Origin of the sequence: Pseudoalteromonas sp. SR41-7 (genome assembly GCF_014163935.1) — a bacterium.
GTDB lineage: Bacteria > Pseudomonadota > Gammaproteobacteria > Enterobacterales > Alteromonadaceae > Pseudoalteromonas > Pseudoalteromonas distincta.
Map to the genome: position 1 here is coordinate 167055 of NZ_JACJEF010000001.1, position 25484 is coordinate 192538.

Annotated in this window: 24 protein-coding genes and 1 tRNA gene; 6 read left to right on the plus strand and 19 right to left on the minus strand. The window is 38.6% G+C overall.

What is annotated here, in order from left to right; genetic code table 11:
• Positions 1 to 43: 43 nt before the first annotated feature.
• Complete coding sequence (locus H5092_RS00760; protein WP_182696555.1) at positions 44 to 1237, plus strand: flagellar assembly protein FlgT; 1194 nt, start codon at positions 44 to 46, stop codon at positions 1235 to 1237.
• Here the strand turns inward: H5092_RS00760 and H5092_RS00765 are convergent.
• Positions 1221 to 2123: a LysR substrate-binding domain-containing protein gene (locus tag H5092_RS00765; protein WP_024595781.1), complete on the minus strand. Its 903-nt coding sequence runs from the start codon at positions 2121 to 2123 to the stop codon at positions 1221 to 1223. The two genes, H5092_RS00760 and H5092_RS00765, sit on opposite strands and share 17 nt — an antisense overlap.
• 113 nt (positions 2124 to 2236) lie before the next feature.
• On the opposite strand from H5092_RS00765, the gene H5092_RS00770 reads away from it, so the two are divergent.
• From H5092_RS00770 to H5092_RS00785, 4 genes are all read left to right on the plus strand, one after another.
• Positions 2237 to 2965 carry a glutathione peroxidase gene (locus H5092_RS00770; protein ID WP_182692706.1) on the plus strand — a complete coding sequence of 243 codons (729 nt, stop codon included), beginning with the start codon at positions 2237 to 2239 and terminating at the stop codon, positions 2963 to 2965.
• An 81-nt stretch (positions 2966 to 3046) separates the two neighbouring features.
• The gene (locus H5092_RS00775) at positions 3047 to 4495 is read left to right on the plus strand and encodes a dihydrolipoyl dehydrogenase (RefSeq protein ID WP_182732729.1); all 1449 of its coding nucleotides are present in this window, start codon (positions 3047 to 3049) and stop codon (positions 4493 to 4495) included.
• A gap of 145 nt (positions 4496 to 4640) precedes the next feature.
• Positions 4641 to 5573 carry an exopolyphosphatase gene (locus H5092_RS00780; RefSeq protein ID WP_182711531.1) on the plus strand — a complete coding sequence of 311 codons (933 nt, stop codon included), beginning with the start codon at positions 4641 to 4643 and terminating at the stop codon, positions 5571 to 5573.
• 120 nt (positions 5574 to 5693) lie between these two features.
• Positions 5694 to 6287: a DUF4303 domain-containing protein gene (locus H5092_RS00785; RefSeq protein WP_024598731.1), complete on the plus strand. Its 594-nt coding sequence runs from the start codon at positions 5694 to 5696 to the stop codon at positions 6285 to 6287.
• Between the two features lie 77 nt (positions 6288 to 6364).
• On the opposite strand, the gene H5092_RS00790 is transcribed toward H5092_RS00785, so the two are convergent.
• From H5092_RS00790 to rppH, 17 genes are all read right to left on the minus strand, one after another.
• Positions 6365 to 6439 (minus strand) — tRNA-Arg (locus H5092_RS00790).
• Positions 6440 to 6511: 72 nt separating this feature from the next.
• Positions 6512 to 7180 (minus strand): FlgO family outer membrane protein, encoded by a 669-nt coding sequence (locus H5092_RS00795; RefSeq protein ID WP_182732730.1) that lies wholly within the window; start codon positions 7178 to 7180, stop codon positions 6512 to 6514.
• Between the two features lie 7 nt (positions 7181 to 7187).
• Entirely contained in the window at positions 7188 to 7880 is a 693-nt protein-coding gene (locus tag H5092_RS00800) for a FlgO family outer membrane protein (protein WP_024589981.1), read from the minus strand.
• A gap of 13 nt (positions 7881 to 7893) precedes the next feature.
• Positions 7894 to 8487 (minus strand): FlgO family outer membrane protein, encoded by a 594-nt coding sequence (locus H5092_RS00805; RefSeq protein ID WP_182732731.1) that lies wholly within the window; start codon positions 8485 to 8487, stop codon positions 7894 to 7896.
• 56 nt (positions 8488 to 8543) lie between these two features.
• Entirely contained in the window at positions 8544 to 9215 is a 672-nt protein-coding gene (locus H5092_RS00810) for an SPOR domain-containing protein (protein ID WP_310736000.1), read from the minus strand.
• A complete protein-coding gene (locus H5092_RS00815) occupies positions 9184 to 12081 on the minus strand; it encodes a hypothetical protein (RefSeq protein ID WP_220492427.1) in 2898 nt (965 codons plus the stop codon). Before H5092_RS00815 ends, H5092_RS00810 begins: the two co-directional genes overlap by 32 nt.
• A 34-nt stretch (positions 12082 to 12115) precedes the next feature.
• A complete protein-coding gene (locus H5092_RS00820) occupies positions 12116 to 12946 on the minus strand; it encodes a molecular chaperone (RefSeq protein WP_182694324.1) in 831 nt (276 codons plus the stop codon).
• A 9-nt stretch (positions 12947 to 12955) separates the two neighbouring features.
• Positions 12956 to 13438 (minus strand): DUF4402 domain-containing protein, encoded by a 483-nt coding sequence (locus H5092_RS00825; protein WP_182694323.1) that lies wholly within the window; start codon positions 13436 to 13438, stop codon positions 12956 to 12958.
• 3 nt (positions 13439 to 13441) lie between these two features.
• Positions 13442 to 14044, minus strand: a complete 603-nt coding sequence (locus H5092_RS00830) for a DUF4402 domain-containing protein (RefSeq protein WP_170071817.1) — start codon at positions 14042 to 14044, stop codon at positions 13442 to 13444.
• 115 nt (positions 14045 to 14159) lie between these two features.
• Positions 14160 to 14714, minus strand: a complete 555-nt coding sequence (locus H5092_RS00835; protein ID WP_182720294.1) for an SPOR domain-containing protein — start codon at positions 14712 to 14714, stop codon at positions 14160 to 14162.
• Between the two features lie 369 nt (positions 14715 to 15083).
• Positions 15084 to 15767: an SPOR domain-containing protein gene (locus H5092_RS00840; protein ID WP_024594911.1), complete on the minus strand. Its 684-nt coding sequence runs from the start codon at positions 15765 to 15767 to the stop codon at positions 15084 to 15086.
• A gap of 698 nt (positions 15768 to 16465) precedes the next feature.
• Positions 16466 to 17344 (minus strand): UTP--glucose-1-phosphate uridylyltransferase GalU, encoded by an 879-nt coding sequence (gene galU / locus H5092_RS00845; RefSeq protein ID WP_002958699.1) that lies wholly within the window; start codon positions 17342 to 17344, stop codon positions 16466 to 16468.
• A gap of 23 nt (positions 17345 to 17367) precedes the next feature.
• Positions 17368 to 18219, minus strand: coding sequence for a thymidylate synthase (locus tag H5092_RS00850; protein ID WP_182716104.1), 852 nt, complete (start codon positions 18217 to 18219; stop codon positions 17368 to 17370).
• A 13-nt stretch (positions 18220 to 18232) separates the two neighbouring features.
• Positions 18233 to 19036 carry a prolipoprotein diacylglyceryl transferase gene (gene lgt / locus H5092_RS00855; protein ID WP_002958701.1) on the minus strand — a complete coding sequence of 268 codons (804 nt, stop codon included), beginning with the start codon at positions 19034 to 19036 and terminating at the stop codon, positions 18233 to 18235.
• Between the two features lie 13 nt (positions 19037 to 19049).
• Positions 19050 to 19859: a sulfite exporter TauE/SafE family protein gene (locus H5092_RS00860; protein WP_182732732.1), complete on the minus strand. Its 810-nt coding sequence runs from the start codon at positions 19857 to 19859 to the stop codon at positions 19050 to 19052.
• Between the two features lie 90 nt (positions 19860 to 19949).
• Positions 19950 to 22214: a phosphoenolpyruvate--protein phosphotransferase gene (gene ptsP, locus H5092_RS00865; RefSeq protein WP_182732733.1), complete on the minus strand. Its 2265-nt coding sequence runs from the start codon at positions 22212 to 22214 to the stop codon at positions 19950 to 19952.
• Positions 22215 to 22244: 30 nt separating this feature from the next.
• On the minus strand, positions 22245 to 22763 hold the full coding sequence (rppH, locus tag H5092_RS00870) for an RNA pyrophosphohydrolase (protein WP_002958704.1): 519 nt from the start codon (positions 22761 to 22763) through the stop codon (positions 22245 to 22247).
• A 530-nt stretch (positions 22764 to 23293) separates the two neighbouring features.
• Here rppH and mutH point away from each other — a divergent pair.
• Entirely contained in the window at positions 23294 to 23965 is a 672-nt protein-coding gene (gene mutH, locus H5092_RS00875) for a DNA mismatch repair endonuclease MutH (protein ID WP_165723564.1), read from the plus strand.
• A gap of 193 nt (positions 23966 to 24158) precedes the next feature.
• Here mutH and eno read toward each other — a convergent pair whose 3' ends face one another.
• On the minus strand, positions 24159 to 25457 hold the full coding sequence (eno, locus tag H5092_RS00880; RefSeq protein WP_002958706.1) for a phosphopyruvate hydratase: 1299 nt from the start codon (positions 25455 to 25457) through the stop codon (positions 24159 to 24161).
• Positions 25458 to 25484: the final 27 nt, after the last annotated feature.

The window sequence follows — 25484 nt, forward strand, 5'->3', positions numbered from 1 at the left end:
TGCTCTACCTAGTTAATAGCTAACGTTTAATTGGAGTAAAAGTATGAAGTCGTTTTTATCATTGGCATTTGCAGGATTAAGTGCAACGGCATTATTAACGTTCTCCCCTTTTACTAAAGCACAGTGGTATGAATCAACGGGTCACGCGAACGTCCAAAATGGTGATACAAGCGCGGCTAAATCTGCCGCTATAAAAGATGCGATTACACAGGCATTAGTATTCTCTGGCGCACGGGTTAGCTCTGTGCAAACGTTGGTAGATGGCGTGTTGATGCAAGATCAGCTAAAAATTAGCAGCCACGGAGAAATTCAAAAAATTGAACTGGTCAGCGAAAATAAATACGACAATAAATTTGCCGTTACATTACGGCTCGATATTTTTTCTCAAACAGAGCAATGCCCACAAAATAGTTTTAATAAGTTTGTGGCCGTTACACAAAGCCAACTTGTTCACCGTGAACACGCCAAAATGGGTCAAATATTTGACGTAAGCAAAGCGATTAGCAAAAATATTTTTACTTCCCTGCAAAAATCAAAAATGAGCGCAGTACCTATTGCTTACTATAATAATGCAATAAGCGTTGATAAGTACTTTTCGCAGCAGCACGACTATTCAAATGCCCAATTAGAAGAAATATCTTCGCGCAGTAACGCTCAATATGTACTGCTTAGCCAAATAACTAGCCTTTCAACTAGCGACAAACTCAATAACGATTATGCATTTTGGCAAGACGAGGCGTACGAGCGCAGTTACAACATTGAATTTGTATTATTTGATGGCACTACCTATGAGCAACTTTGGCAAAATAGTTACCATACTCAAGCAATTTGGCCATTTGAAAAAACAGCCATAGTTGACGTTAATAGTGATAGGTTTTGGCAATCGCCTTATGGGCAAAGCATAACCGATATCAACCAAGCAGTAAGTTATGACATTCAAGCAGCCATGGCGTGTTTGCCAACTCAAGGCAAAATAATGCACATGGAAAATAGCAAAATTGTTATTAATTTAGGTAAAGCTCATGGGTTGAAAAAAGGCCAGATGCTAAGCATTGCGCACCATAACTATTTAACCGACGCGGCAGGTAATGTTATGCCACACACCATCACCACGCTTAATAAAATTCGCGTTGAGCAGCTTTATCAGCAAACTGCAGTAGCTGTCAGTATTGATGACAAACCACTACCTGGCGTGCAAATTAACGATGTAGTAGAAATAATCAGCCAAGATCTTTAGTTAATTTAGCTTTTAAATTAGGGTGAGCCGATAACCACTTGCCCAATTGTTCTACACCCGATAAATGCGGATAATGCTTTCTGCATGCAAACACCACATTACGCTGCTGATTAGGGAATATAGGCAAGTAATCAATCCCTACACGGTCGGTACATGCCAGTTTTGGTACAAATGTAATACCGTCATCCATGGCCACTAACGCTAATAATGTTTCTAAACTATTACCTTTATACTGATTAGATATATCGACTCCCGCAGAAAAACAAAACTTTTGGGCTTGATCTTTAAAGCAATGACCATCACTTAACATTAGTAGGCTGCATCCTTGAAGGTCGTTCAACGCCACTTTTTTATGCTTAGAAAGCGCGTTATCTTGTGATACCGCCACTAAAAAATCTTCTTTGTATAAAGCAACCGTATGGTAATTAATAAGCTCTGGCACATCGGCTAAAATAGCAAAGTCGAGTTCGCCATTATTTAAAGCTTCTAAAATTGTTGCTGTTTGCATCTCAATAAACGAAAACTGACTATCAATAAATGCCGCTTTCATTGATGTTAATAACGCAGGCAACAAGTAAGGCGCAATGGTAGGAATAATACCAATAGTTAATTTACCTTGTAGAGGCTCATTAGAAGTAGCAGCAAGTTCTTTGAGTATTTGCGTTTGTTCTAAAATAATCTCTATTTGCGTCAACAAACGTTCACCTTTTGCTGTTAACGTAACTTGTTTAGTTGAGCGGTCAAATAAAGTAACGCCAAGCTCATGTTCGAGTTTTTTTACTTGGCCACTTAATGTAGGCTGACTTACAAAACATGCATTGGCAGCTTTGCGAAAGTGCTTGTATTGCGCTATTGCTTTTACATATTCAAAATCTTTTAAGTTCATATTCAGCTCCACATGATAGTTTATAACTATCAGTTTAATACAAACAAACGATTGGAACTATATTTAATTGTTCGCCATAATGGCTATCAACAAATCAAGAGGAATAAAAAACTATGTTAAACAATATCGAAGGTCAAACAGTCCCAAGTGTTACATTTGCAACTCGTCAAAATAACGAATGGAAATCAGTAACAACAGATGAAATTTTTAAAGGTAAAACGGTTGTAGTGTTTTCACTACCTGGTGCATTCACACCAACATGTTCATCAACTCACTTACCACGTTACAACGAATTAGCAGGCGTACTTAAGCAAAACGGCGTTGACGAAATTGTATGTTTATCAGTAAACGATACCTTTGTAATGAACGCATGGGCTGAGCATCAAGAAGCGCAAAACATTACTTTATTACCAGACGGCAACGGCGAATTTACTGACGGCATGGGCATGTTAGTAGACAAAAACGACCTAGGCTTTGGTAAGCGCAGCTGGAGATACTCTATGCTTGTTAAAGATGGCGTGGTTGACAAAATGTTCATCGAACCAGATTTACCAGGTGACCCGTTTGAAGTATCTGACGCAGACACAATGCTTGATTACATCAACCCTAAGCAAGCTAAACCAGAACCTGTAAGCATCTTTACTAAACCTGGCTGTCCTTTTTGTAAAAAAGCAAAAGAGCTTCTTGCAGAAAAAGGCTTCGCATATGAAGAGATTGTTATGGGTGCAGGCGCATCACTAACAAGTCTAAAAGCTGTATCTGGTCGTGACACTGTTCCACAAATATTCATTGGTGGTAAGCACATCGGTGGTTCAGACGACTTAGAAAAATACTTTGCTTAATTAAGTAAAAAATAGCAGGGGCGTACGCGCCCCTCTATATCAATCTCATCGCTTAGATTGAAAATAATAAAGGATACCACTATGAAAGAATTGCAAACCGATGTTGTTGTTATAGGCGCTGGCACTGCTGGTTTAAGTGCTTATCGTAATGCTAAACAGTTCACACAAAATGTATTAATGATCGAATCAGGCCCATACGGCACCACATGTGCACGTGTTGGTTGTATGCCAAGCAAGTTATTGATTGCAGCCGCCGAAGCCGCACACGCAATTGAAATGGCACCTGCATTTGGTGTTCATAGCTCAAAGCCTGTCATTGATGGCAAAGCAGTTATGGCACGCGTTAAAAGTGAACGAGATCGTTTTGCAGGGTTCGTAGTAGAAGCCGTAGATGAATTACCAGAGGGTGATAAAATTCGTGGTTACGCTAAATTTTTAGACGCAAACCGCGTACAAATAGACGACCATACAATTATTACAGCAAAACGCTTTGTAATTGCCACCGGTTCACGCCCTTCATACCCTGGCGTATTTAATAACTTTGGTGACAAACTTATTATAAACGACGACGTATTTGATTGGGATGACCTACCAGAATCAGTCGCTGTATTTGGCCCTGGTGTAATAGGTCTTGAAATTGGCCAAGCACTTAGCCGACTAGGCGTAAATGTAAAACTATTTGGTGTAGGCGGCGCAATTGGCCCACTTACAGATCCAGTAGTAAAAGACTACGCAAATACTGTTTTTGCTGAAGAATTTTTTGTAGATACCGACTCAAACGTATCTGACATGATGCAAGTTGGCGACAAAGCACAGCTAACTTACACCGACAAACAAGGTGAAAAACACACCGAACAGTTTGACTACGTACTTGCAGCCACAGGCCGAGTACCTAACGTAGATAAACTAGGCCTTGAAAACACAGGCATTGAACTTGATGAACGCGGCGTACCGCACGCAGACACACATACAATGCAGTGTGGTGAGTCGAACATATTTATAGCAGGCGATGCAAGTAACATGCTCCCATTGTTACACGAAGCATCTGACCAAGGTGCTATTGCAGGTCAAAATGCAGGGCGCTTCCCAGATGTACGTATAGGTCTGCGCAGAGCAAAAATTGCAGCTGTATTTAGCGACCCACAAATAGCAATGGTAGGCGAAAGCTACAAGCAAATTACTGACCGATTAGGCCCATGCGGTTGTTTTGAAGTAGGCGAAGTAAGCTTTGAAAACCAAGGCCGTAGCCGAGTAATGCTTAAAAACAAAGGTCATATGCGTGTATATGCAGAGCAAGGCACAGGCTTATTTTTAGGTGCAGAATTTATTGGCCCACAAGCCGAACACATCGCTCACTTATTAGCTTGGGCTGTACAAAACAAAATGACCGTACCAGAAATGCTTGACATGCCATTTTACCACCCAGTAATTGAAGAAGGGTTACGCACCGCTCTTCGCGACTTAAACGCCAAACTTAAATTTGGCCCAGACATTGTAAATTCATGTATGGAATGTGGCCCAGGCGCATAGCCTATTTGCCACACATACAAACTTGCTAAGCAAAAGCCAAAACTAACGTTTTGGCTTTTTTTTATAATTTTTTTAAGCTAACCTCTCAAAAAAAAATTTAGCTGTTACACTTAATTGATAATTCAATTAAAAAGATGGAATAGCTATGCCCAATAATAAATTTAGACTAGTCACTCGCAGCGATTTTGATGGCTTAGTTTGTGCCGTATTGCTCAAAGACTTAGACCTAATTGACGATATTTTATTTGTTCATCCAAAAGACATGCAAGATGGCAAAATAGACATTACCGAAAACGACATTACGACCAACCTCCCCTACGTTGCAGGCTGTCATATAGCATTCGATCATCACCTTAGCGAAACCGTTCGCAACTCAAGCGACATAAAAAACCATATTATTGACCCAAAAGCCCCATCAGCAGCTCGCGTAGTTTATGACTATTATGGCGGCGCTGAAAAACTTCCAAATATTTCTGTTGAAATGATGGACGCGGTAGACAAAGGCGATGCTGCTCAGTTTTCAAAAGACGAAATATTAAACCCAACCGATTGGGTATTAATGAACTTTATTATGGATGCGCGAACTGGACTTGGCCGTTTTCGCGAGTTTAAAATTTCAAATTACCAATTAATGATGAAACTGATTGATGCGTGTAAAGATCAGAGCATCGAAGAAATCCTGCAAATGGAAGACGTAGCCGAACGTGTTGCTTTATATAACGAGCATAACGAAAAAGCCAAAGAGCAAATTTCTCAATGCGCTACCGTTCATAAAAACTTAGTAGTCCTTGATTTAACTCAGGAAGAAACAATTTACGCCACAAACCGATTTGTTATTTATGCCATGTACCCCGACTGCAATATCTCGATTCATAAAATGTGGGGCCTTAAAAAGCAAAATGTAGTGTATGCCATAGGTAAATCAATAACTAACCGCAGTTCAAACACCAATGTTGGCGAACTGTGCCTTAAATACGGCGGCGGCGGCCATTTAAATGCAGGCACTTGCCAAGTAGAAACAAGTAAAGCAGAAGCTGTTCTTAGTGAATTAATTGATACTATTACAAGTGATGGTTAATATTAACTTACAATAACCAGAGTTATATAATAGCTCTGGTTATTTCATTTTAGTAGAGTGAGTTTTAATCGCTCTCTTTTTCATATAAATTTCTGTAATAATAAAAGAAATAATGACCTCATGTTAGATACTAAAAACTTCGAAAAAACACTTTACCAAGATACCAAAAAAGCATTTAAAAACATTATACAAAAATACGGTAACGATCTTTATGTAATGGGCTTTTACCACACAGGTAGCTACTCACTACTGCCAATGTTTAATACCTTATCGGATTTAAAAAAAGTATTTGAAGCAGAGTACAACAACGATGTAAGTAGCTTTTACATGGCTAAATGGAATCCAGAAGACTACCCGATGCTTGAGGATTATTCCGAATACTTTGATGAAACAACTCTAGAGTGCCAAAAACTAGAAGACAGCATTGATTTGTTTCAATCAGATATAGAAGCAATGGATAATTGGCATCAATGGCTTACGACAATGGAAAAAGTGCTCATACAATTAGATGCCGAAGGAATATTTTCAAATGGTATCGAACGCGAAAAAATCACTTTAGCAATACTCGCCTATGATGAAGAAGAAAGCATTCAATTTAAAAGAATCAAACGACTTAACCCACCAACTGTTCTAGCACAAATTCAAGCCGACTTTGAAGCCATGGTTTCAGAGCGTGAAAAATGTGAGCAAGAAGCTTTAAACGCCTTTAATTAAAAAGTGCAGCACTACTACATATACGCTATACACAAAGTATAAGGAAGGGAAGTTAAAATATAACTCATTGATTTAATTGGTAGCCCCTGCAAGAATCGAACTTGCAACTGCCCCTTAGGAGGGGGCCGTTATATCCATTTAACTAAGAGGCCACAAATAAGCTGTGTGCTTAGAGGTGTGAATTATAACGGCATCTGGTTTTTTATATCAAGCGACAACTGAACTTAATTACTTGATAAGTATATATCTTCTTTATTTAGTACATAAATTGGGATTAGTTTTCGACTACTCGCGACGATTTTTTTTGTATGCGCGTTAATTACACGTGTATTTACAACAACAACATCACTGCGATAAATTAATGTACCCGCTAATACATGGCTCGCCATTTGCTCTTCGCTAAGCTTTTCAATATCACGCGAAAAAGCAAAATCACCACGACTATTTACATCTATTGTTTGGGTTGTTTTAAAATCAACCACGCCATAACCAAACTTTTGTAACTGATGAATTAATGTTTCAGAAATTTGATTACCCAATTGATTACTTTTAGTAAGCGATGAATCAAGATCGACCAAGGTAGTAACGGCAATATTAATATTGGTGTCGGTATCACTTTCAAACTCAAGCGTATCAACCAAATCAAGTGCCATTTGCTCTACATAGTTAGCAAGTGTTTTATGGTGCTGAAGTGGTGTAAATTGATTGCCGTTAGCATCGTCTTGAGTTGATTTTTGCTCAGCTGTTTTAAGCATGCTTGCTAAGTCATAATTTACTTGTGTGGTTGAAGATGCATTCATTTCAGCACTTTCATTATTTTGAGTAAAGGCACAACCAGTTAAATTAGCTAAAGCAAAAAAAACGATAAAGCGGTTTAATAATTTACTATACATAATTATCTCACTTGCTTGCTTGTTTTAACATTATGCCATCAGTGCGATAGCTACTATTAAGCGCATCAACAACCGACTGTGGAATAAACCCTTGTGCAGAACCTACTACGGCCTTACTTTCTAGCCCAACAATACGTGCATTAACAAGTACACCACCTTGATGGTTTACAAGCGTACCGGCTAGTACATACTTAAAGTTTTGATCTTGATTTAGCTCTAAATAGTCGCGACTAAATACAAAGTCGCCTGTTGAGGTAACGCGCATATAATCAGTTGTTTTAAAATCAATAACGGGTACACCAAAGCTGTGTAATTCATGCATGAAACTTTCTGCAATTTGATTCCCTAGTAAGCTACCATCGTTGTAGTCTTCATCTAAAAAAATAAAACTCGAAACAGCTAATGGTGTTTGTTCACTTACGTACTGTAAGTTTTCAACCATGTCTTGCATTATGCCGCGCACATAATGGTTAATATTTTTACGCATTGGCGGTGTTGCTTTTGTGTAGTTATCTTGTGGAGCCATTCCTGACTGAAATAAGTTATCGTCAGAAACAGGCGCTGCAACGTCGCGTTGGTTACTCACCAGTTGATTGCTTTGCTCACTTTGTGGTGTTGCGGTGTCTGTATTCATTGTGCCTAGTATTTGAGAGCAACCAAAGCCCAGTGGTAAGCATAATGTAATTAATAGGTTTTTCATTTTGTGCTCCAAATTAGTATTCGCTTCGGTATAAAAGTCCGTCACGCTGCTGAATTTTCTCATTGCCCCACATTACATTAATTGGGATCTCGGTACTTCCCGCAGAGAGCACCTGTTTATTTTCTATATTCACAAGCCGTGCATTAACTATGTATGCATGCTGCTGGCGAGTCACTGTTCCTGTGATAACCAAGTCAATATTTTGGCGATTACGTAATTTACCTAAATCGCGACTTAAAATACTGTCTGAGTTTTCTGATAAAGAAAGGTTATTCCCAAGTCTGTACTCAACGGTGTGATAACCTAGTTGAGTAAATTGCGTAAGCAGACTTTCTTGGATCTGCTGACTTAAGCCTGAGGCCTGCCCTGTCACTAATTTTGTATCTAGTGCATCTGCATAAAAGAAGCTACTAACGCCAACACGTGCATTAGCATTTAATGCTCCGTTTAGGTGGTTAAGTTGCGACGTTAAATTAACTACATAGTCATTAACCGTAAAAGGAGCCATGGCTGCTTTAGGTGCATCTGTAGGCACACTTGGTTCTGGCGGTGGCACCAAGTTACAAGCAGCTAAATTTAAAAATAGTAAAGGCAGTAAAAGGCGCATAATTGCCATCCTCTTCAAAACATACTGAGGATAAAGCAATTTGTATGCCGACTTAGCTATTGTGCGGTAAAAGGCTGATCTACGTAATAACTAACTAAACAATTTATATTTTGGCTCTTTAATTTTTGACAGTCAGCCATAGCGTTTTTTTTGTCTATGTATGCGCCTAGCTTTAAGCGGTTATACATAACTCCTTTTACATTTATTGTTTCAACATTCATTACAAAATTATCGCCTAGTAAGTTAGGAAGCTTTTTCTGTAGTTGCCTAAAAGCTAAAGAGAGTTGTTCTTTTTGCGTTATTGAAAGCACTTGTAAAGCAAATTTGGGATTAACTGGTTTTGTTACTTGTATATTCGAGTTATTAATTGTGTTGGTATTAACGATTTCTGCTTTTATTACTGGTGCATTTTTCTGCTCATTTTCTTTTGCAATTGTATTAAGTTGCGATATTAGTAAACTTAAGTCTTCTTCAATAAGTAATAAACGCGCAAGTTCAGGCCTCATATTTTGCCACTGCTGGGAGCTCATTTTTAGAGCTTCAAGTTCTTGCTTTGTTATTTTTACGTAGCTTTTTTCGTCAGCTATTTCCGTCTGAGTAATACTATTATCAATTGCTTTATTATTCGCACAACCATAACTTAGCAACATTGCACTGATTAAAAATATACATTGAACTCTTTTCATCCTAATTCCTTTAATGAAGTATTTCATGTGTTTCAATAACACACTTTAATCCTTGCGCTTTTACTGAGTCGCATACAGAGATAAGCTTTGGCGAACTATTTGTTGCGTACGCTAAGGCTAAAATAAATTTATTTTTAGCTTTATCATACATATAAAAAGCTTCTTGCTGCTCTATTCGTGGTGCTATTAAACGGTAATAAATTTTTAAGATATTTAACGAACTAAAACTTCCGGCATTGGCAATGCTTCCTGTTGTTGCACTGAGCGCCTTTAACGTTAAATCAACGCCCATTACTACATCTCCTTGAGGCGATAAATTAACTGTTATATTTTGAGTGTTGTTTAGCTGCTTGCGTTGTTTATATTCATCATCAATTACTGCTTTATACTGCCCCGGTTTAAGGTCTGTAAATAAATAATAGCCATCATATGCTGCTTGAGTTTGTGCAACTTGATCCCCTTTCTCATTCAATAGCGCTATATTTGCAAAGGGCTGGATCTGTGTTGTATCACCTTTTTGTTGATAAACAACTCCCTCCACTTCACTGGCATTATTTAATGCGAAGTCCATATACTCTACAAAACCAGCCCTTGGTGTAATAGAAAAACCCTCATTAGCTGGTATTAAAAACGGATCTTCAAAACTATTTCTATCTAGTATTATATCTGTTGTACGATTTGCTGGCATTGAAGTTAATAGCGCAACGCCGTGTTCGTCTGTAATTGCTTGACGATAATTGTGAACGCCTTTTACCTTTACGCCGCCAACACCGTGCTCATCATCATCCATAATACCGTTATTATTTTGATCTAAAAATACGCGTAACATTAAACTACCCGTGTTAGTTAAGCTGCGCTTAGAGACAAAATATGTGTTGTGTTCAACATCAAACCCTAAGCTAAAACGACTATAAATACCGAGCCGCCAATCATCGTTACTGTTGTAGTTTAAGTTACTCGTTAAACTAAACTTGTCGCTTTGCCAATTGAGTCCTAATTCGGCCGATTGAATATTATTACGAAGGGAATCAGTTATAGTCAGTTCGGCTTGTAAATCTCGGCCCAAGTTGCGGCTAAACTCAGCCTCGTAACTAACAAGCTCACTTACTGGCGATATACTATAATCTATACCAAACCTTGTGTAGGTTCTCCCAAAGCGCTTTTGAAAACGTGTTGTTCCAAAAGTACTCTTAGAGCTATCGTCTTGTTGCCACAGCAATTGGTTACTTAGTGCAAATCCTGAGTATGAGTAGTTGAACTGGTTGCGTACTTGTTTAAAACGCCCTCTAATATCACTATCGTCATATAATACGTTATTTTGATAAGAAAGGCGTCCATAGGTATTATTCATTAGCCCACCAGCTAAATTTATTTGGTAGCTGTTAAAATCTTGCTGCTGTTCGTCGGTACGATTTGTAGCGCTAAAAAGTAGTGATTGTTCGGCAATTTGAGTTCGGGCTGTAAATTCAAATTCTTGTTCATTGTTATTATTTTTTTCAACATTCGCATTTAATAATAATCGGTCAAACAAGCTTATGTTGGTACCAAATGCATACTTAAGTAGATCGTCATCCGTATTTTTTTGACCTGATGTAGCAGTGTATACAGATATATTATCTGTAAGCCCTTGCTCATATCTACCCGCAACTTGCCAACCCTGCCCCTGCGAGCTTGAAACATTGTTATTTAGTAACTGCTTGCCTTGTTCAGTAACCGACAATTCATAGTTACCTTGTCCCTGCTTAAGTTGATTTCCGTCCACAAAGTAATAATCACTTTTACGCTCAACTTGACCTTGAGGCCCATAAAAAATAAGCTCAAAATTATTAGCTCCAAATAATAGGTTTATATTATCAAAAATATAACGCCCATCTGCGAGGCTAAGCTGTTGGTCTATTAATATTTCATTACGATACAGCTCTACATCCCAACCTGGCTGTATAGCACCGCTTAAGTTAACTTGGTTATTAACTATTTTTCTACTGGTTACATTATTAGAAACTTTAACACCTCGGGCATACTGACTACTGTAGTTATTACCTACTTGCGTGGCGATAACATCACCAAAAGATATTTCAGTAGGCATGAAGCTGTTTTTTATTTCTTTGTCTAAGTTTTGCTTTGTAAACGTTAACCTAGAGTTGGTAAGTAAGTCAGTACTTCGTCCAGACAAAAAATACTCTGCAGATAAATACGCAAAGTCTTGAGTGCCTAAAAGTGAATAGTTCGTAGAATGTCTATCATCGCTCGCGGTAAAATTTAGTTGTAAGTCGGCAACCGGAGAAGATAGCGCTTTATATGGGCTAGCTTTCCATGGGAGCGTAGGTGGCGATCTCTTGTTAGGTGATTTTAGGTTGCGCGACTGTCTGTATCTTTGTTGTTCAACCGGTAAGGGGATCTCTGAGCTTATAAGTAATTCTAAATCTGGGTAATCAATATTAAACTCTAGATTTAAAGCATTATGTAAACTTTGAATATCTACATAAATATCATCTTCAATGGTAACTTGATTTTTTGCTAATAAGTAGCTCTGTGTAGGACTAGTAAATACAGCGGGTGTAACCGCTGCATTTAGAAAAAGAGGTTGTTGATTTGCTCCAACACCTTGAGCAATTCGATTGCTAGCATCAACATTCATTGCAAATTGTAGAATATCAAATAAGTCGCTTAAACTAACTTGTACACTTTGCTCGCTTTTAATTGCTGCAACTTCACCTAAGTAGTATGAGTTTAAATAAAGCGAAAGTATTAATAACTCGCCTGTGGCGATTCGCTGTTGCTGATTTTCTTTGTTTTTATAATCAATTACTTCAACGGGCTTAGTTAGCTTTAGTTCAATTGCGCGTAGTGTTGTTAAAGCATCCCCCACGGAAGAATTAGGATTAGCTATTACACTATTACTAAGCAAACTACTTATGCTTAGTAATAGTGCATACAATAAATTATTTAGCGTCATTCACAGTTAAAACATTAAGTGATTGTGAGGTTAAAGGCAGAGTGTATTGTGCAAATGTAAGGTCTTTATATTCTTGACTGCCTTCATATTTAAAAATGACTTTTCCTGCTTTATCTAAATTTTTGTCACTAAATAAACTAAGGGTTACAAACGCATTATCCACTTCTGGATAAATACTTAAATTACCAATTTCTGCAATTTTAACTTGCTCGTTATTGCTATCAACAAAGTAAGCACTTAATTTACCGTAGCTACTAAACTTACCTTCTCGTTTTATATTCAATAAAAACTGAGGACGTTGATTGCTTTCATTTAGCACTAGCTTAGCTTGTTCTATGGCAACTTCTGGCTCTTTCATGTCTTTACGTAACAAAATAGGAATGCTGTAGCTCATAATCATATTAACTTTTATTGAGCTTGTTTTATTAGTATTTTCACCAGGCAATGCTTGAAATAGAAGATGAGAGCGGTACTCACCAGAAGCTAGACCTTTAGGTTTACGTATTGCTATTTTTACTGTTTGTTTTTCACCAGGTGCTAAACGCATTTGTTTTGGTGACAAACGTGCCATTGAACTTAAACTTTCGCTTGTAGCCTCTGCCAACTGTATGTAGCCACCGCTAGGTTGCGCTTGCTTCTCACTCCATAAAACACGATATGTTTGATATTCATCCCCCGTATTAATTACGGTAACTTTAGCGGTTCGTTGACGTTCATCAAAACTAATACGGGTTGGAGAGATAAGTAAATTTGCGTATGCATTTTTTCCTAAAATACATACACTCAGTGCGAGCAGCACTAAAACTTTATAAAGCATGTTTTTCCTTTAGTAATCAATCGTAATTTCTAATTGGGTGTCAGTAATAAAACTACCATCTAAGTAACTTTGGCTAGTCCCTGTCGTTATTAAACGGCCACCTACTTTGAGTAAAAGATCTCCAAATTCATCGCTAGTTTGCGTGCTTGGTAAATCCACTAATACAACCGTAAACTTGGCACTATTAGCTCCAAGTACTTCACTTTGCAATGTAGAGTCACTCATTTTATTAAACGATATTTGAGTAAGCGGAGGTAAATCGGTAAATAAAAGTTCTGCGGGATTCCCCTCAGTTAATACGTAAATACTACCAAATGTGGTTATTTCACCATTGTGGTTAATCGTGATAGAGCTTAAAGTATTATTTTGAGGGATAACTAAAGTGCCAAAATTAAGCGCTTCTTGTTGTATGCTTGCGCTATAGGCTTGCTCGCTAAACATTAACGAAAGCCAAGCAGAAACATACAAAAAGCGCATTGTTTGTTTAAACACTAATTAATATGACACTTCAATATTAAAGCTACCAGAATACTCACCATCAGGGTAATCCACACTTGATGCGTTTGATGAAGTAGAAAGAGTCGCGCCTATATTAAATGATACAGCGCCATCAGCACCAGCTTGTAGGTTAGGAGTACCCTGCGTATAAAGCGCTCCTGCATTTGTTCCGCTCGTTATAAAGTAAGTCCAAGCATCTACAGTAAAATCAGGTTCATTTAAGCCTTGGCCAGCTAAGGGTAGTATCAAAGTATTTACTGGGTCGCTAATGGTTAAAATAGAGTTTGGTACTACATCTGACACACTGAAAGCACCCGCTTCACCACCTTCAATTATTGAGATACTCGCAGCGTTACCAGTTGGATTATCTTGTGAAGTAACAGGGCTCGCAGCTGGATCAGGATTAACTGTCAGCGTTGCTTGTTCGGCGCCTAATGGATCTGAAATAGCACGAATAGTACCAAAATTTAAATCGTTATCTTTTGTGAGTACTACAGCATTTTGTACTGTTACTTTCGCTTCAAATGACTCTGTAGCAGCATAAGTGCTAAACGAGCTGACCACGGTGGCTACAGCTAATGCAGATAAATAAAACTTCATGCTAAATCCTTATAAGAAAATGGGCTTTATCAAATATTTGCCCAACTATAGTTAGTATCGACTATTAGTACAAATACTTTAATACTATATAAGTTTAAAAGTCCTAATTTATTAATTATATTGGTTTTCCGACAAAAGCAGCAATATTACATACTTGATCAAGCTGATTAGCTAAATAACAAAACGCACTTACTTGAGCATCGTTTTTAAATGGACCTACACGTAATCCATACAAAGTCATATTATTATTTTTACGTTCAAACATAGTAAAATTAAATTGAGTAAATGCACTAGGGTATAATTGCTTAAGCCTTTCGACTCTTGCTCTAACAAGCTCTGGCTTTAAATACCAACCAAGCTGTGCTCCAATTTTAGTTTCATCTGTTAAGGTGAGTTCTGAATTTTGTAAGTTTGGTGTTTTTACTTCGGGAGTGTTATTTAGTGCCGTCGGTTCCAAATTCTGTGAAGGCTGATTACCATAGGTGATATCGGTTTTACTTTGCATGAGTAAAGGAGGGTTTTCAGTTAATTCACTTTGAGACGATAACGCCATAATTAATAGCTGTAAATCATCTTCCATAGCAGTTAAACGACCAATGCTTTCTTGCTGTAAGTGCCACTGCGAAACATACTCTTTTACTTGTTTATCAGTTATTAAAGAATGCTGCACGCTCTCGTTATTTACAGTTGCGCTGCTGCATCCATATAAATAAAAAGATAAGAATAAAACTGATATTAAATGACAAGACTTCAAATACCGCATTGCAAAATGCACTCTACTAACCAAGATAATAAATCAAAGCAAATTTTGCGCCAATTTATAGCAACTTTTTAATTAAGTAGTCTATTTTGAAGTAAGAAAACCGAGTTGATAACAAAACAAAATTGCATTATTTAATTACTATCACTAGTTATTGCTGTATTGCTCTAGCTACTGCCTCCGTGCACTCGTATATCAAAATTATTAGCGATAATTGCGTCAGGTTTAATCCCCAAGATTGATTAGGTATTATTACAGATTGATATTACGTAATACGGGCTACAGCCTTACTGGCTTATCGGTGTAGTTACTTACTATGCAATCGAGTTTATACAGCTTGAATACGTCACAATCTGCTTTTGCATTTTTAAAGTTTTGGTAAGAGCCTAGTTTTAGTCTATAAAACATTTTGTCGTTTATCTTGGCGGTTTCTACGTTAGTCAATATTTTGTCTCTAAACAACGGTGCTGCTTTAGTATTTAGCTCTTGCCATGCTTTAGCCACACCTTGCTCTGAGTCAACCGAAGCTACCTGCAAAGCAAATACATGTTTTGGTTTATTTAATTTTACAGCTTGTTTTTTATTGCTGTAGTTTTGTTTAACTTGTTGGCGTGATTTAACATTACGTGTGTTTCGAGGTGAGCGTACAGACTTGCTGCTATACCCTTGATTAGACTGCGCAATAGCTTTGCTGTTTATAATATCAATATGATTTACGAGATAAGTTATTTCTTTTTCTAATCTTAAAATTCGCTCTATACCTTCGCGTGCTTGTTGCCACTGCATTGCAGCATCTTTTAGCTGAGCAAGCTCCAAGGCTGTAATTGAGACGTAGTCAGGCGAGTTACTTTGAGGTTGTTCGTCAATGGTTTTTATTTCAGGCGTAACGCTGCATGCTGTGCCAAATAAAAGCATTAGCAAGCTAAGTAAAAGCCCAATGTTATTTTTTTTATATATAAACATGTATTTGCTGTCCTGAAAGCAGTGTTTTCACTACATTTCAGTTAAACATTCTCACAAGAAAGCGTTTAACTTTATTTAAGCTGTGAGCTATAAAACTTAGCTCTTCGCATGCTTGTCAGTGTTTTGTAAAACACAACGTTGCATACTCCCACCCTTCCTTGAGAGCATTATTTAATACAAATTTAATGCCAGTTAACACAAACTTTACAACATAAATAACAATATGTCTGTAATGACCTAAAAATTTTATTTTTAAAGAGGCTCCTTTCTTATTTTACTCTAGGGCCTGTTGACCTTTCAGGATTAAAACTTGTTCAATCTAGGGGCTATTTAATCGCGGCGCGAGGTTTGTAACCTAGTGGGCTCGATAACTGCTCCTGCGTTATTCTACTGACTTACATCCCTGTAAGAATAAGTAAAAACCGAGTAAAGCTTCCGCGTCCTGCTCACGCCCCTTACCTACATCCATGTAGGCAACAAAGAGTAAATTGCCCCGAGGCAGAACCCTTCGGGCAGCGCATGTTTGGCATCTATACTACGTTATCACCTATTTATGGGGAATAACCACACTACATAGGCTCTGCCTTGCCTAAATACCAAACAGCCTGCTGCAAATTTAGCCTCGAAAGATAAACAGGCCTGATAAAACTCATAAAAAAGGCGCCGATATAGGCGCCTTTCATGATTTACATTAACTGTTAAATCAGTTTTTTAATAAATGACTTTAATTCATCAGCAAATTCATCGCGACGAAGTGCAAATTCAATAGTCGCTTTTAAATAACCAATTTTACTTCCACAATCGTGGCTACGGCCTTTTATAGCGTATGCATCTACTTTTTCGTGTTCCATTAACATCGCAATTGCGTCAGTTAATTGAATTTCATTGCCTGCTCCTTGCGGAGTTTTTGCAAGTAACGGCCATATGTTTTCGCTTAATACGTATCGACCCACTACAGCTAAGTTAGATGGCGCTTCGTCTACTGGCGGTTTTTCTACCATGTTAAAAATTGGCGAGCTTTCACCTTGTTTTAAGTCAACATCGCCTAAATCAACCACACCAAACTTATCTACTTCATCCATTGGTACTGGCTCAACCATTATTTGGCTATGCTTGTTTTGCTCAAAATTAGCGATCATTTCTGCTAAGTTATCTTTTTTAAGATCGCTCTCTACATCGTCAATAATTACATCCGGTAGAATAACTACAAACGGTTCGTTACCAATAATAGGCGCAGCACAACTAATAGCATGGCCTAAGCCTTTTGCTTCACCTTGGCGTACGTGAATAATGGTTACGTCTTTAGGGCAGATTGCTTGCACTTCGGCAAGTAGTTGCCGCTTTACACGCTTTTCTAAAGTAGCTTCTAGTTCAAAGCTCGTATCGAAGTGATTTTCGATTGAATTTTTACTTGAGTGAGTTACTAACACTATTTCTTTAATGCCTGCAGCAACGGCTTCGTTTACTACATATTGAATTAAAGGACGGTCTACCACTGGCAGCATTTCTTTAGGAATTGCTTTAGTGGCTGGTAACATACGAGTACCAAGGCCTGCTACTGGGATCACTGCTTTCATTTTATGTTTTCCTTAATCTTTTATTATACTGAAAATGGATATTGAATCGCTTCGTGGCATTGATAGCCTGTTACTTCAAAGTCGTCTCGTGTTACCCACGTTTCTATGTCTTTTAATGATTTAATTTCTGGATTAATTTTTAACTGAGGTGATGCAAATGGCTTACGCGTTAACTGCACATCACGCATCAGCTCAAGTTGGTTTTCGTAAATATGTGCATTAGCAATTTTATGATACGCCTTACCCGCTTTGTGGCCGGTAATTTGAGCCACTAGCGCAAGCAACACAAAACACTGAATTTGATTAAAATTAAGGCCAAGTGGCACATCACAGCTTCGCTGGTATGACGTTAAATATAGCGTATCACCAAGTAAGGAGAAAGTGTGTGTATGCATACACGGGCGCAGGCAACCAAGCTCAAACTCACCTGGATTATAAAACGTGATTATTTCACCACGGTCATCAATGCCATTTTTTAAGTTATTAATAACTTTGGAAAGCTGATCAAGCGTTGAGCCATCTGGTCGTTGCCAACCACGACCTTGTACGCCGTAAACACGCCCCATGTCATCCTCACCTTTACGGTTAGGATTATTAAGCCATGCATTGTTATCGTTTGCGTTAGCATCCCACGTTTTACAGCCAATTTCACGAAATTGCGCAGCGCTGTCGTACCCGCGTAAATAGCCTAGCAATTCAGCAATCGCTGCTTTGTAGTAACTTTTGCGTGTAGTGATCATCGGAAACTGATTATTAGCCACATCGTATTCTAAATCAGCATTGATAACGGTTAAACAACGCGTACCTGTACGTTTATTTTCGACCCACTGCCCTTCGTCAACAATACGCTGACATAATTCTAAATATTGTTTCATGCGTTACTTCTTATTATGCTTTAGCTGTGGTTATTTGTTTAGGTTGTTTATATGCCCAAATTAATAAGCCTAAACCACCTACAATCATAGGTAACGAAAGTATTTGTCCCATTGATATAAAGTCGGCAAATAAACCTAATTGTGCATCGGGTTGGCGGAAATATTCAATACAGAATCTAAACACGCCATAACCTAATAAAAATACACCGGCTACGCTGCCTGCTGGACGTGGTTTTTTAATAAACCATTGCAGGATTAAAAACAGCACTAAGCCTTCAAAAAATGCTTCGTATAATTGCGATGGGTGACGCGCAAGCGGACCGCCCGTTGGAAATACCATTGCCCATGGCACGTCGGTAACACGCCCCCATAATTCACCGTTTATAAAGTTACCAATACGTCCAGCTAAAAGCCCTACAGGAACCAGTGGTGCAACAAAGTCGCCCACTTGAAGAAGCGACTTTTTACGCGTCCACGAAAAAATTGCGACGGCAGTTATAACGCCAAGTGTTCCACCATGAAACGACATACCGCCCTGGTCTATTCTAAATAAATACAGTGGGTTTTCTATAAAGTAACTAAACTGGTAAAACAATACGTAGCCAATACGCCCGCCTAGTATTACCCCTAACATGCCGTAAAACAGTAAATCGCTTACTTGCTCTTTAGTCCAACCCGAATTTGGCTTTGATGCTTGACGATTTGCAAACCACATCGCAAATGCAAAACCTATTAAATACATCAAGCCATACCAACGTACGCTTAGCGGTCCAACAGAAAAAATAATTGGATCAATTTGAGGAAACTCAAGTGCCATAAAAAATAAACCTTTAGCTAAAAACCATTTTAATTGCGATAACTACAAGCAGCACCGCGAAAACTTTCTTAATTGTATTAACAGGTAAATAGTGAGTTGCTTTGGCGCCAATAGGCGCAACAAACCACGAGGTAATAACAATTCCAAATAATGCAGGTAAATAAACAAACCCAGCAAAACCATGCTCTAAATCGGTAACATGCCAGCCTGCGCTGATGTAACCAATAGAGCCAAATAATGCTATAACAATTCCGCACGCGGCTGCGCAGCCAATTGCTTTTTTTATATCAACCGAAAAATAATTAAGCATAGGTACTATTAAAGCACCACCACCAATACCAATTAAACCTGATAATCCGCCCATTATCGCAGAAAATCCACATAAAATAGGACCTGCTGGTAACGGTTTATCTGACATCGGTTTATTACGCGCGGATAGCACCATTCTTGCTGCAATAAAGACAACGCTTATAGCAAACACTGTACGCAATATTTGTTCAGGGATTAAACTTGCTGCAAAGCCACTAATAAGTGCACCTAAAGCCACGCCCGACATAACCCATGGGGCAATATTCCAAGGCACGTTATCATTTTTATGATGAGCCAGCGCTGAAGACGTTGAAGTAAATAAAATAGAAGCGAGTGAGGTTGCAATAGCAATTACTAATACATGATCAGCCGACGTTACATTAAATGACAGTAGCAGAGTGCTTAGAACTGGAACGATAATTAAACCGCCACCAATGCCTAGTAACCCAGCTAAAAACCCAACAATACAGCCTAGTAGTGCGCAGCTTGCGACTAACAAACCTAAGTCATACATAGTAATCTCAAATACCCTTTTAAGGTTTATATATTAAAGGATTATAAAACTAATAGCATCTGTGTATTGCAATTAATTAGGCGTATAAGCTTATTTAGGAGTGTAAAACAAATCACCTAATTTATGCTCTAGCATAAAGCTTCGCGTTAAACGTAGTACTTGTTTGGCTGTGGATTGCGCTAAGCATTCATTTAATAGTTGTTCCATGTCACTGACATTTAAACGTCTAAGTACCCATTTAACTTTGTTAAGCGATGATAAATTCATACTAAGGCGCCTGTAACCCATGGCAATAAGCAAAATAGCCCCTTCAGGATCGCCGCCTAGTTCACCACACAAACTAAATGGCAGTTCATATTGCTCACATTCACGCGCTACTTTATTTAGTACCCTGAGTACGCCCGGGTGATAAGGGTTAAAAAGTTCGGCAACTCGTGCATTAGCCCTGTCTACTGCTAATAAATACTGTGTTAAATCGTTACTACCTACTGAGCAAAAATCGACTTTTTTTGACCACTCTGGAAGCATAAATACACTTGAAGGTACCTCTAGCATTATCCCTATGTCGGGTCTTTCTATGGTTTGCTCTGGGTATTTTTCACTTAACTCAAAATAAGCCTGTTCAAATAACGCAAGTGACTCATCAACTTCTTCAGTGCCGCTGATCATAGGGAGCATTATTTTTAGATTGCCTAAACCAATATTGGCTTTAAGCATCGCTTTTAGTTGATCTAAAAATAACTCTGGGTGATCAAGGCTAATACGAATGCCACGCCAACCTAAAAATGGATTCTCTTCGGTAATGTTAAAGTAATCGAGTACCTTATCGCCCCCAATATCCAATGTACGCATAACCACAGGATTAGGATGATAGCTAGTTAGTACTTCTCGGTACCAATTTTCTTGCTCTGATTGCGAAGGAAACTGACCCTTTTGCATAAACCACGCTTCGGTTCGATAAAGCCCCACACCGTCACAAATATGCGCGCTACTTTGCTCGGTATTAAGCTCAAGGCCTGCGTTTAATAATAAGCTAACATGCTCACCGTCAAGCGTAATTGATTCTGAGTCTTGCTCAGCTAAAAAGCGGTTATTAAGTAGGTTATCTTGATGCTGTAACTCTGTGTATTCATCCATCAACATTTGCGAAGGCGATATATATAAACGCCCAGCAAATGCATCTAAAATCATCGGTTTGCCATTAAACTGCAGTAGAGGTAAATCTTCTATACCCCAAATGGCAGGGATCCCCATCGCACGCGTTAATATAGAAGCATGGCTATTTGCAGAGCCATTTACGCTTACAACGCCTGTTAAGTGACCTTTTGGCACCTCAGCTAGCATGGCGGGTGTTAAGGTATTAGCAATTAAGATAGTGTTGGCCGGATAATTTTTAACAGCGTGCTCGGTATTTACAAGATGGTGTAATACGCGAAGACCAATGTCTTTAACGTCAACAGCACGCTCTTTTATATAAGGGTCTTGCATGGCATTAAATTGAGATATTAAACGCTCTATTACAATTTTTAGGGCGCTTTTAGCACACCAGCCTTCTTGTAATTGCATTTCAACATTATGCCCTAAACTTTTAGCGTCAAGCAGTTGTTGATACACATCAAATACCGCAAGAGCTTCGTGCGGAATAGAATCGCTTAGCGTCATAGATAGGGTATTAAATTCTTTGCGCGTTGCAGCTACGGCTTGTGTAAACAAACGGCGCTGCTCAGTAACGTCACTGTCTTTTAAAAGCTCAATAGATTTAAAATCGAGTTTTGGTAATACAACAAATGCTTGCCCTATACCTATTCCAGGCGCGCTCGATACGCCTTTTAAAACAGACGTTTGATGAGATGACTCATCTTGGCGGAGTATTTCTTTAATTTCAGCATGCGCTAACTGTGAAGCAAGCTGGGCAGAAAGCGTTATTAAAAACGACTCTTCGTCTTGGCTAAATACACGTGCCATTTTTTGTTGAACAACAATAACACCCAGTACTTTTTTTTGATGAACAACGGGTACAGATAAAAAAGCGTTGTAGCCTTCTTCGTTTACTTCGGGGGAGAGCTTAAAACGAGGATGCGATTTAGCAAATGCAATATTAATAGGTTCTTCGCGTTGCGCTACTAGGCCAACTAAACCTTCGGTAAAACCAATTCTAAACTTACCTACCGCATCGGGGTTTAGCCCTTCGGTTGCCATAAGTACAAAATTGTCTTGGCTGTAATCTGCAAAATAAATGGAGCAGCACTGGGTTTTCATGGCATCTTTAACCATTTGCACAAAGCACACTAATGCGCTGTCTAAATTCGCTTGTCGCGATACAGACTCCGCAATAGATCTCAGTGTAGCCAGCATACCCTGCTCCTTTATTGTATCGAGAAATTACTACCTTTTACTTCGCCAATGATCTTTATGTTGTTCTCTCTTATTAAAAGGCATGGCGAAAGGAGCAAACTCTTTCATTACTCGTCGATAAACATCCCGTTTAAACGATACAACCTGTCGTACAGGATACCAATAACTTACCCAGCGCCAATCATCAAACTCTGGATGATGGGTTTTAAGTAAATTTACATCTTCGTCTTTACAGCGTAATTTTAGTAAAAACCATTTTTGTTTTTGCCCAATACACACCGGACTAGAGTCTCGGCGGATTAATCGTTTGGGTAATTTATAGCGTAACCAATGTTTTGAGCTTGCGACTATTTCTACATCTTCTGGTCGCAACCCTACTTCTTCGTGTAATTCACGGTACATGGTTTGTTCTGCAGTTTCGCCATCATCAACACCACCTTGGGGAAATTGCCAAGAGTGTTGACCATAACGTCTGGCCCAAAAAACCTGTCCCTGATTATTGCAAATCACAATTCCGACATTGGCACGAAAACCTTCGGCATCAATCACCTTAGTGCCTCATTTGTAAGTCGATTTTTAATGATTGTTCCACATTAGCCGCAATACGGCAAATACTATTATACCCAAGCCAATTAGTGAGCTAAGTTTGAGCTTTTAGTATGTTGATAAATTAATAGAGAATAGGTAAATATTTAGAAAATAACTCAGCAAAGCTATTGCGGTTCTTGTTTTCCTCTAGTTACTCACAGTTTGTGCATAACTTTTGTAAAACACGCTCATTTTGCAAACAAATCCACAATATTAGATCTTAAAACTTAGCTTCTCCACAGATTCTGTGGATAAACATGTTCATATAGTTGTATTTATCCTTACAACTTTTAAATGGCTTAATCAAAACTGAACGTGCACATTTAAAAAAACCTGCAGAGTCAGTAACTTAAAGTAAAGTTGCTTAATTTCAATATGTGCAAAATTAACACAAACAACAAGCGAGCAAAAAACGTACAACCCTAAAGATATCCACGGCTTAGCCTATTTGCTATCATGGCTATGGTATTTATACAACCGAAATTAAGAATATGCGACCTACAAAACCACACTCAATAAACGACTTAATGCAGCGCGTTAACAGTATTGCCGGATTAACGCTAGGACAACTTGCAAACCACTACCATTTTAAAACACCTGATGACTTACTACGTGAAAAAGGCTGGACTGGGCAACTCATTGAATACGTACTAGGCGCTACTGCAGGCTCAAAACCCCTCCCCGATTTTGAAGATTTAGGAATTGAGCTAAAAACACTGCCTATTTCTTATAAAGGTAGGCCACTGGAAACTACGTTTGTATCGGTTACACCTTTAATGAACGTAACGGGAATGACGTGGCATACCAGCTCTGTGCGTAAAAAACTAAATCATGTTTTATGGCTGCCAATTTTAAGCGAACGTGATATTGCGCCGTTTGACAGAACTATCGGCAGCGGCTTTTTGTGGCAGCCTTCACCTGAACAAGACGCTTTGTTACAACGCGACTGGGAAGAGCAAATGGAGCTAATTGCGCTAGGTAGAGTCGACGAAATATCAGGCCATTTAGGCGATGCTATGCAAATACGCCCCAAAGCTGCTCATAGTAAAATAGTCACTGATGCTATTGGCCCAAATGGGCAAATAATTAAAACCCTACCCCGTGGTTTTTATTTAAAAACCAGTTTTACAGGTGATATTTTAAAGCAGCAGTTTCAGCTATGAGTGCGTAAGAAGTTAAAGCATGAGTAAAGCGTTATACTTTTGTGCTCCACTCTTTAGTGCTGCGTACATCAACAAGCTTAAAGCATACAATTTATTTTCATCTCTTTGGAAAAAGTATCAGGCATAAAAAATCCCCGCATAGGCGAGGATTTTATCATCTAAAATTAAAAGTTATATTCTATGTAAAATAGAATTACTGACCTTTAACTTCTTTAAGACCGTTGTACGGTGCTTTATCACCTAATTGCTCTTCAATACGTAGCAATTGGTTGTACTTTGCAACACGGTCAGAACGGCTCAGTGAACCTGTTTTGATTTGACCTGCAGCAGTACCCACTGCTAAATCAGCAATTGTTGAATCTTCAGTTTCACCAGAACGGTGAGAAATAACAACAGTAAAACCAGCATCTTTAGCCATTTTGATTGCAGCTAAAGTTTCAGTTAAAGAACCGATTTGGTTAAACTTAATTAAGATTGAGTTAGCAATACCGTTGTCGATACCACGTTTTAAAATCTTCGTGTTAGTTACAAATAAATCATCACCTACTAATTGGATTTTATCACCCATTAGTTTAGTTTGGTGTGCAAAGCCATCCCAATCAGACTCATCAAGACCATCTTCAATAGAAACGATTGGGTACTGATTAGTAAGATCTTGTAAGAAGAAGTTAAATTCTTCAGAAGTGAATTTTTTACCTTCACCTTTAAGATCGTAGATGTTTGCTTCTTTGTCGTAAAACTCAGATGCAGCACAATCCATCGCTAAAGTAATATCTTTACCTAGCTCGTAACCTGCGTTTGCAACAGCTACTTTGATTGCAGCAAGAGCCGCTTCGTTAGATGCAAGGTTAGGTGCAAAACCACCTTCATCGCCAACCGCTGTTGAATGACCATCAGCTTTAAGCACTTTAGCAAGGCTGTGGAATACTTCAGCGCCCATACGTAGGCCTTCGCGGAAGTTTTTAGCGCCAACAGGTTGGATCATGAATTCTTGAATATCTACAGAGTTATCTGCGTGCTCACCACCATTGATGATGTTCATCATTGGAAGTGGCATAGAGTAAACACCTGGTGTGCCATTTAAGTCAGCAATATGTTCATAAAGCTCAACTTTTTTAGACTGTGCAGCTGCTTTCGCAGTTGCTAGTGATACAGCTAAGATTGCGTTTGCACCTAATTTTTCTTTATTTTCGGTACCATCTAAATCTAGCATCACTTTATCAACAGCGTTTTGATCTAATGCATTTTGACCAGCTAAAGCATCAGCAATTTCTTTATTAATATAACCAACTGCTTTTAATACGCCTTTACCTAAGTAACGTGATTTATCACCGTCGCGTAACTCTAATGCTTCACGAGTACCAGTAGATGCGCCTGAAGGTGCTGCTGCACGACCCCAAGAACCATCTGCTAAATGTACGTCTGCTTCAACAGTTGGGTTACCACGCGAGTCCATAATTTCGCGACCGATTACTTTTACGATTTCTGACATCTTGATTCCTCTATATTCCCAAAATGG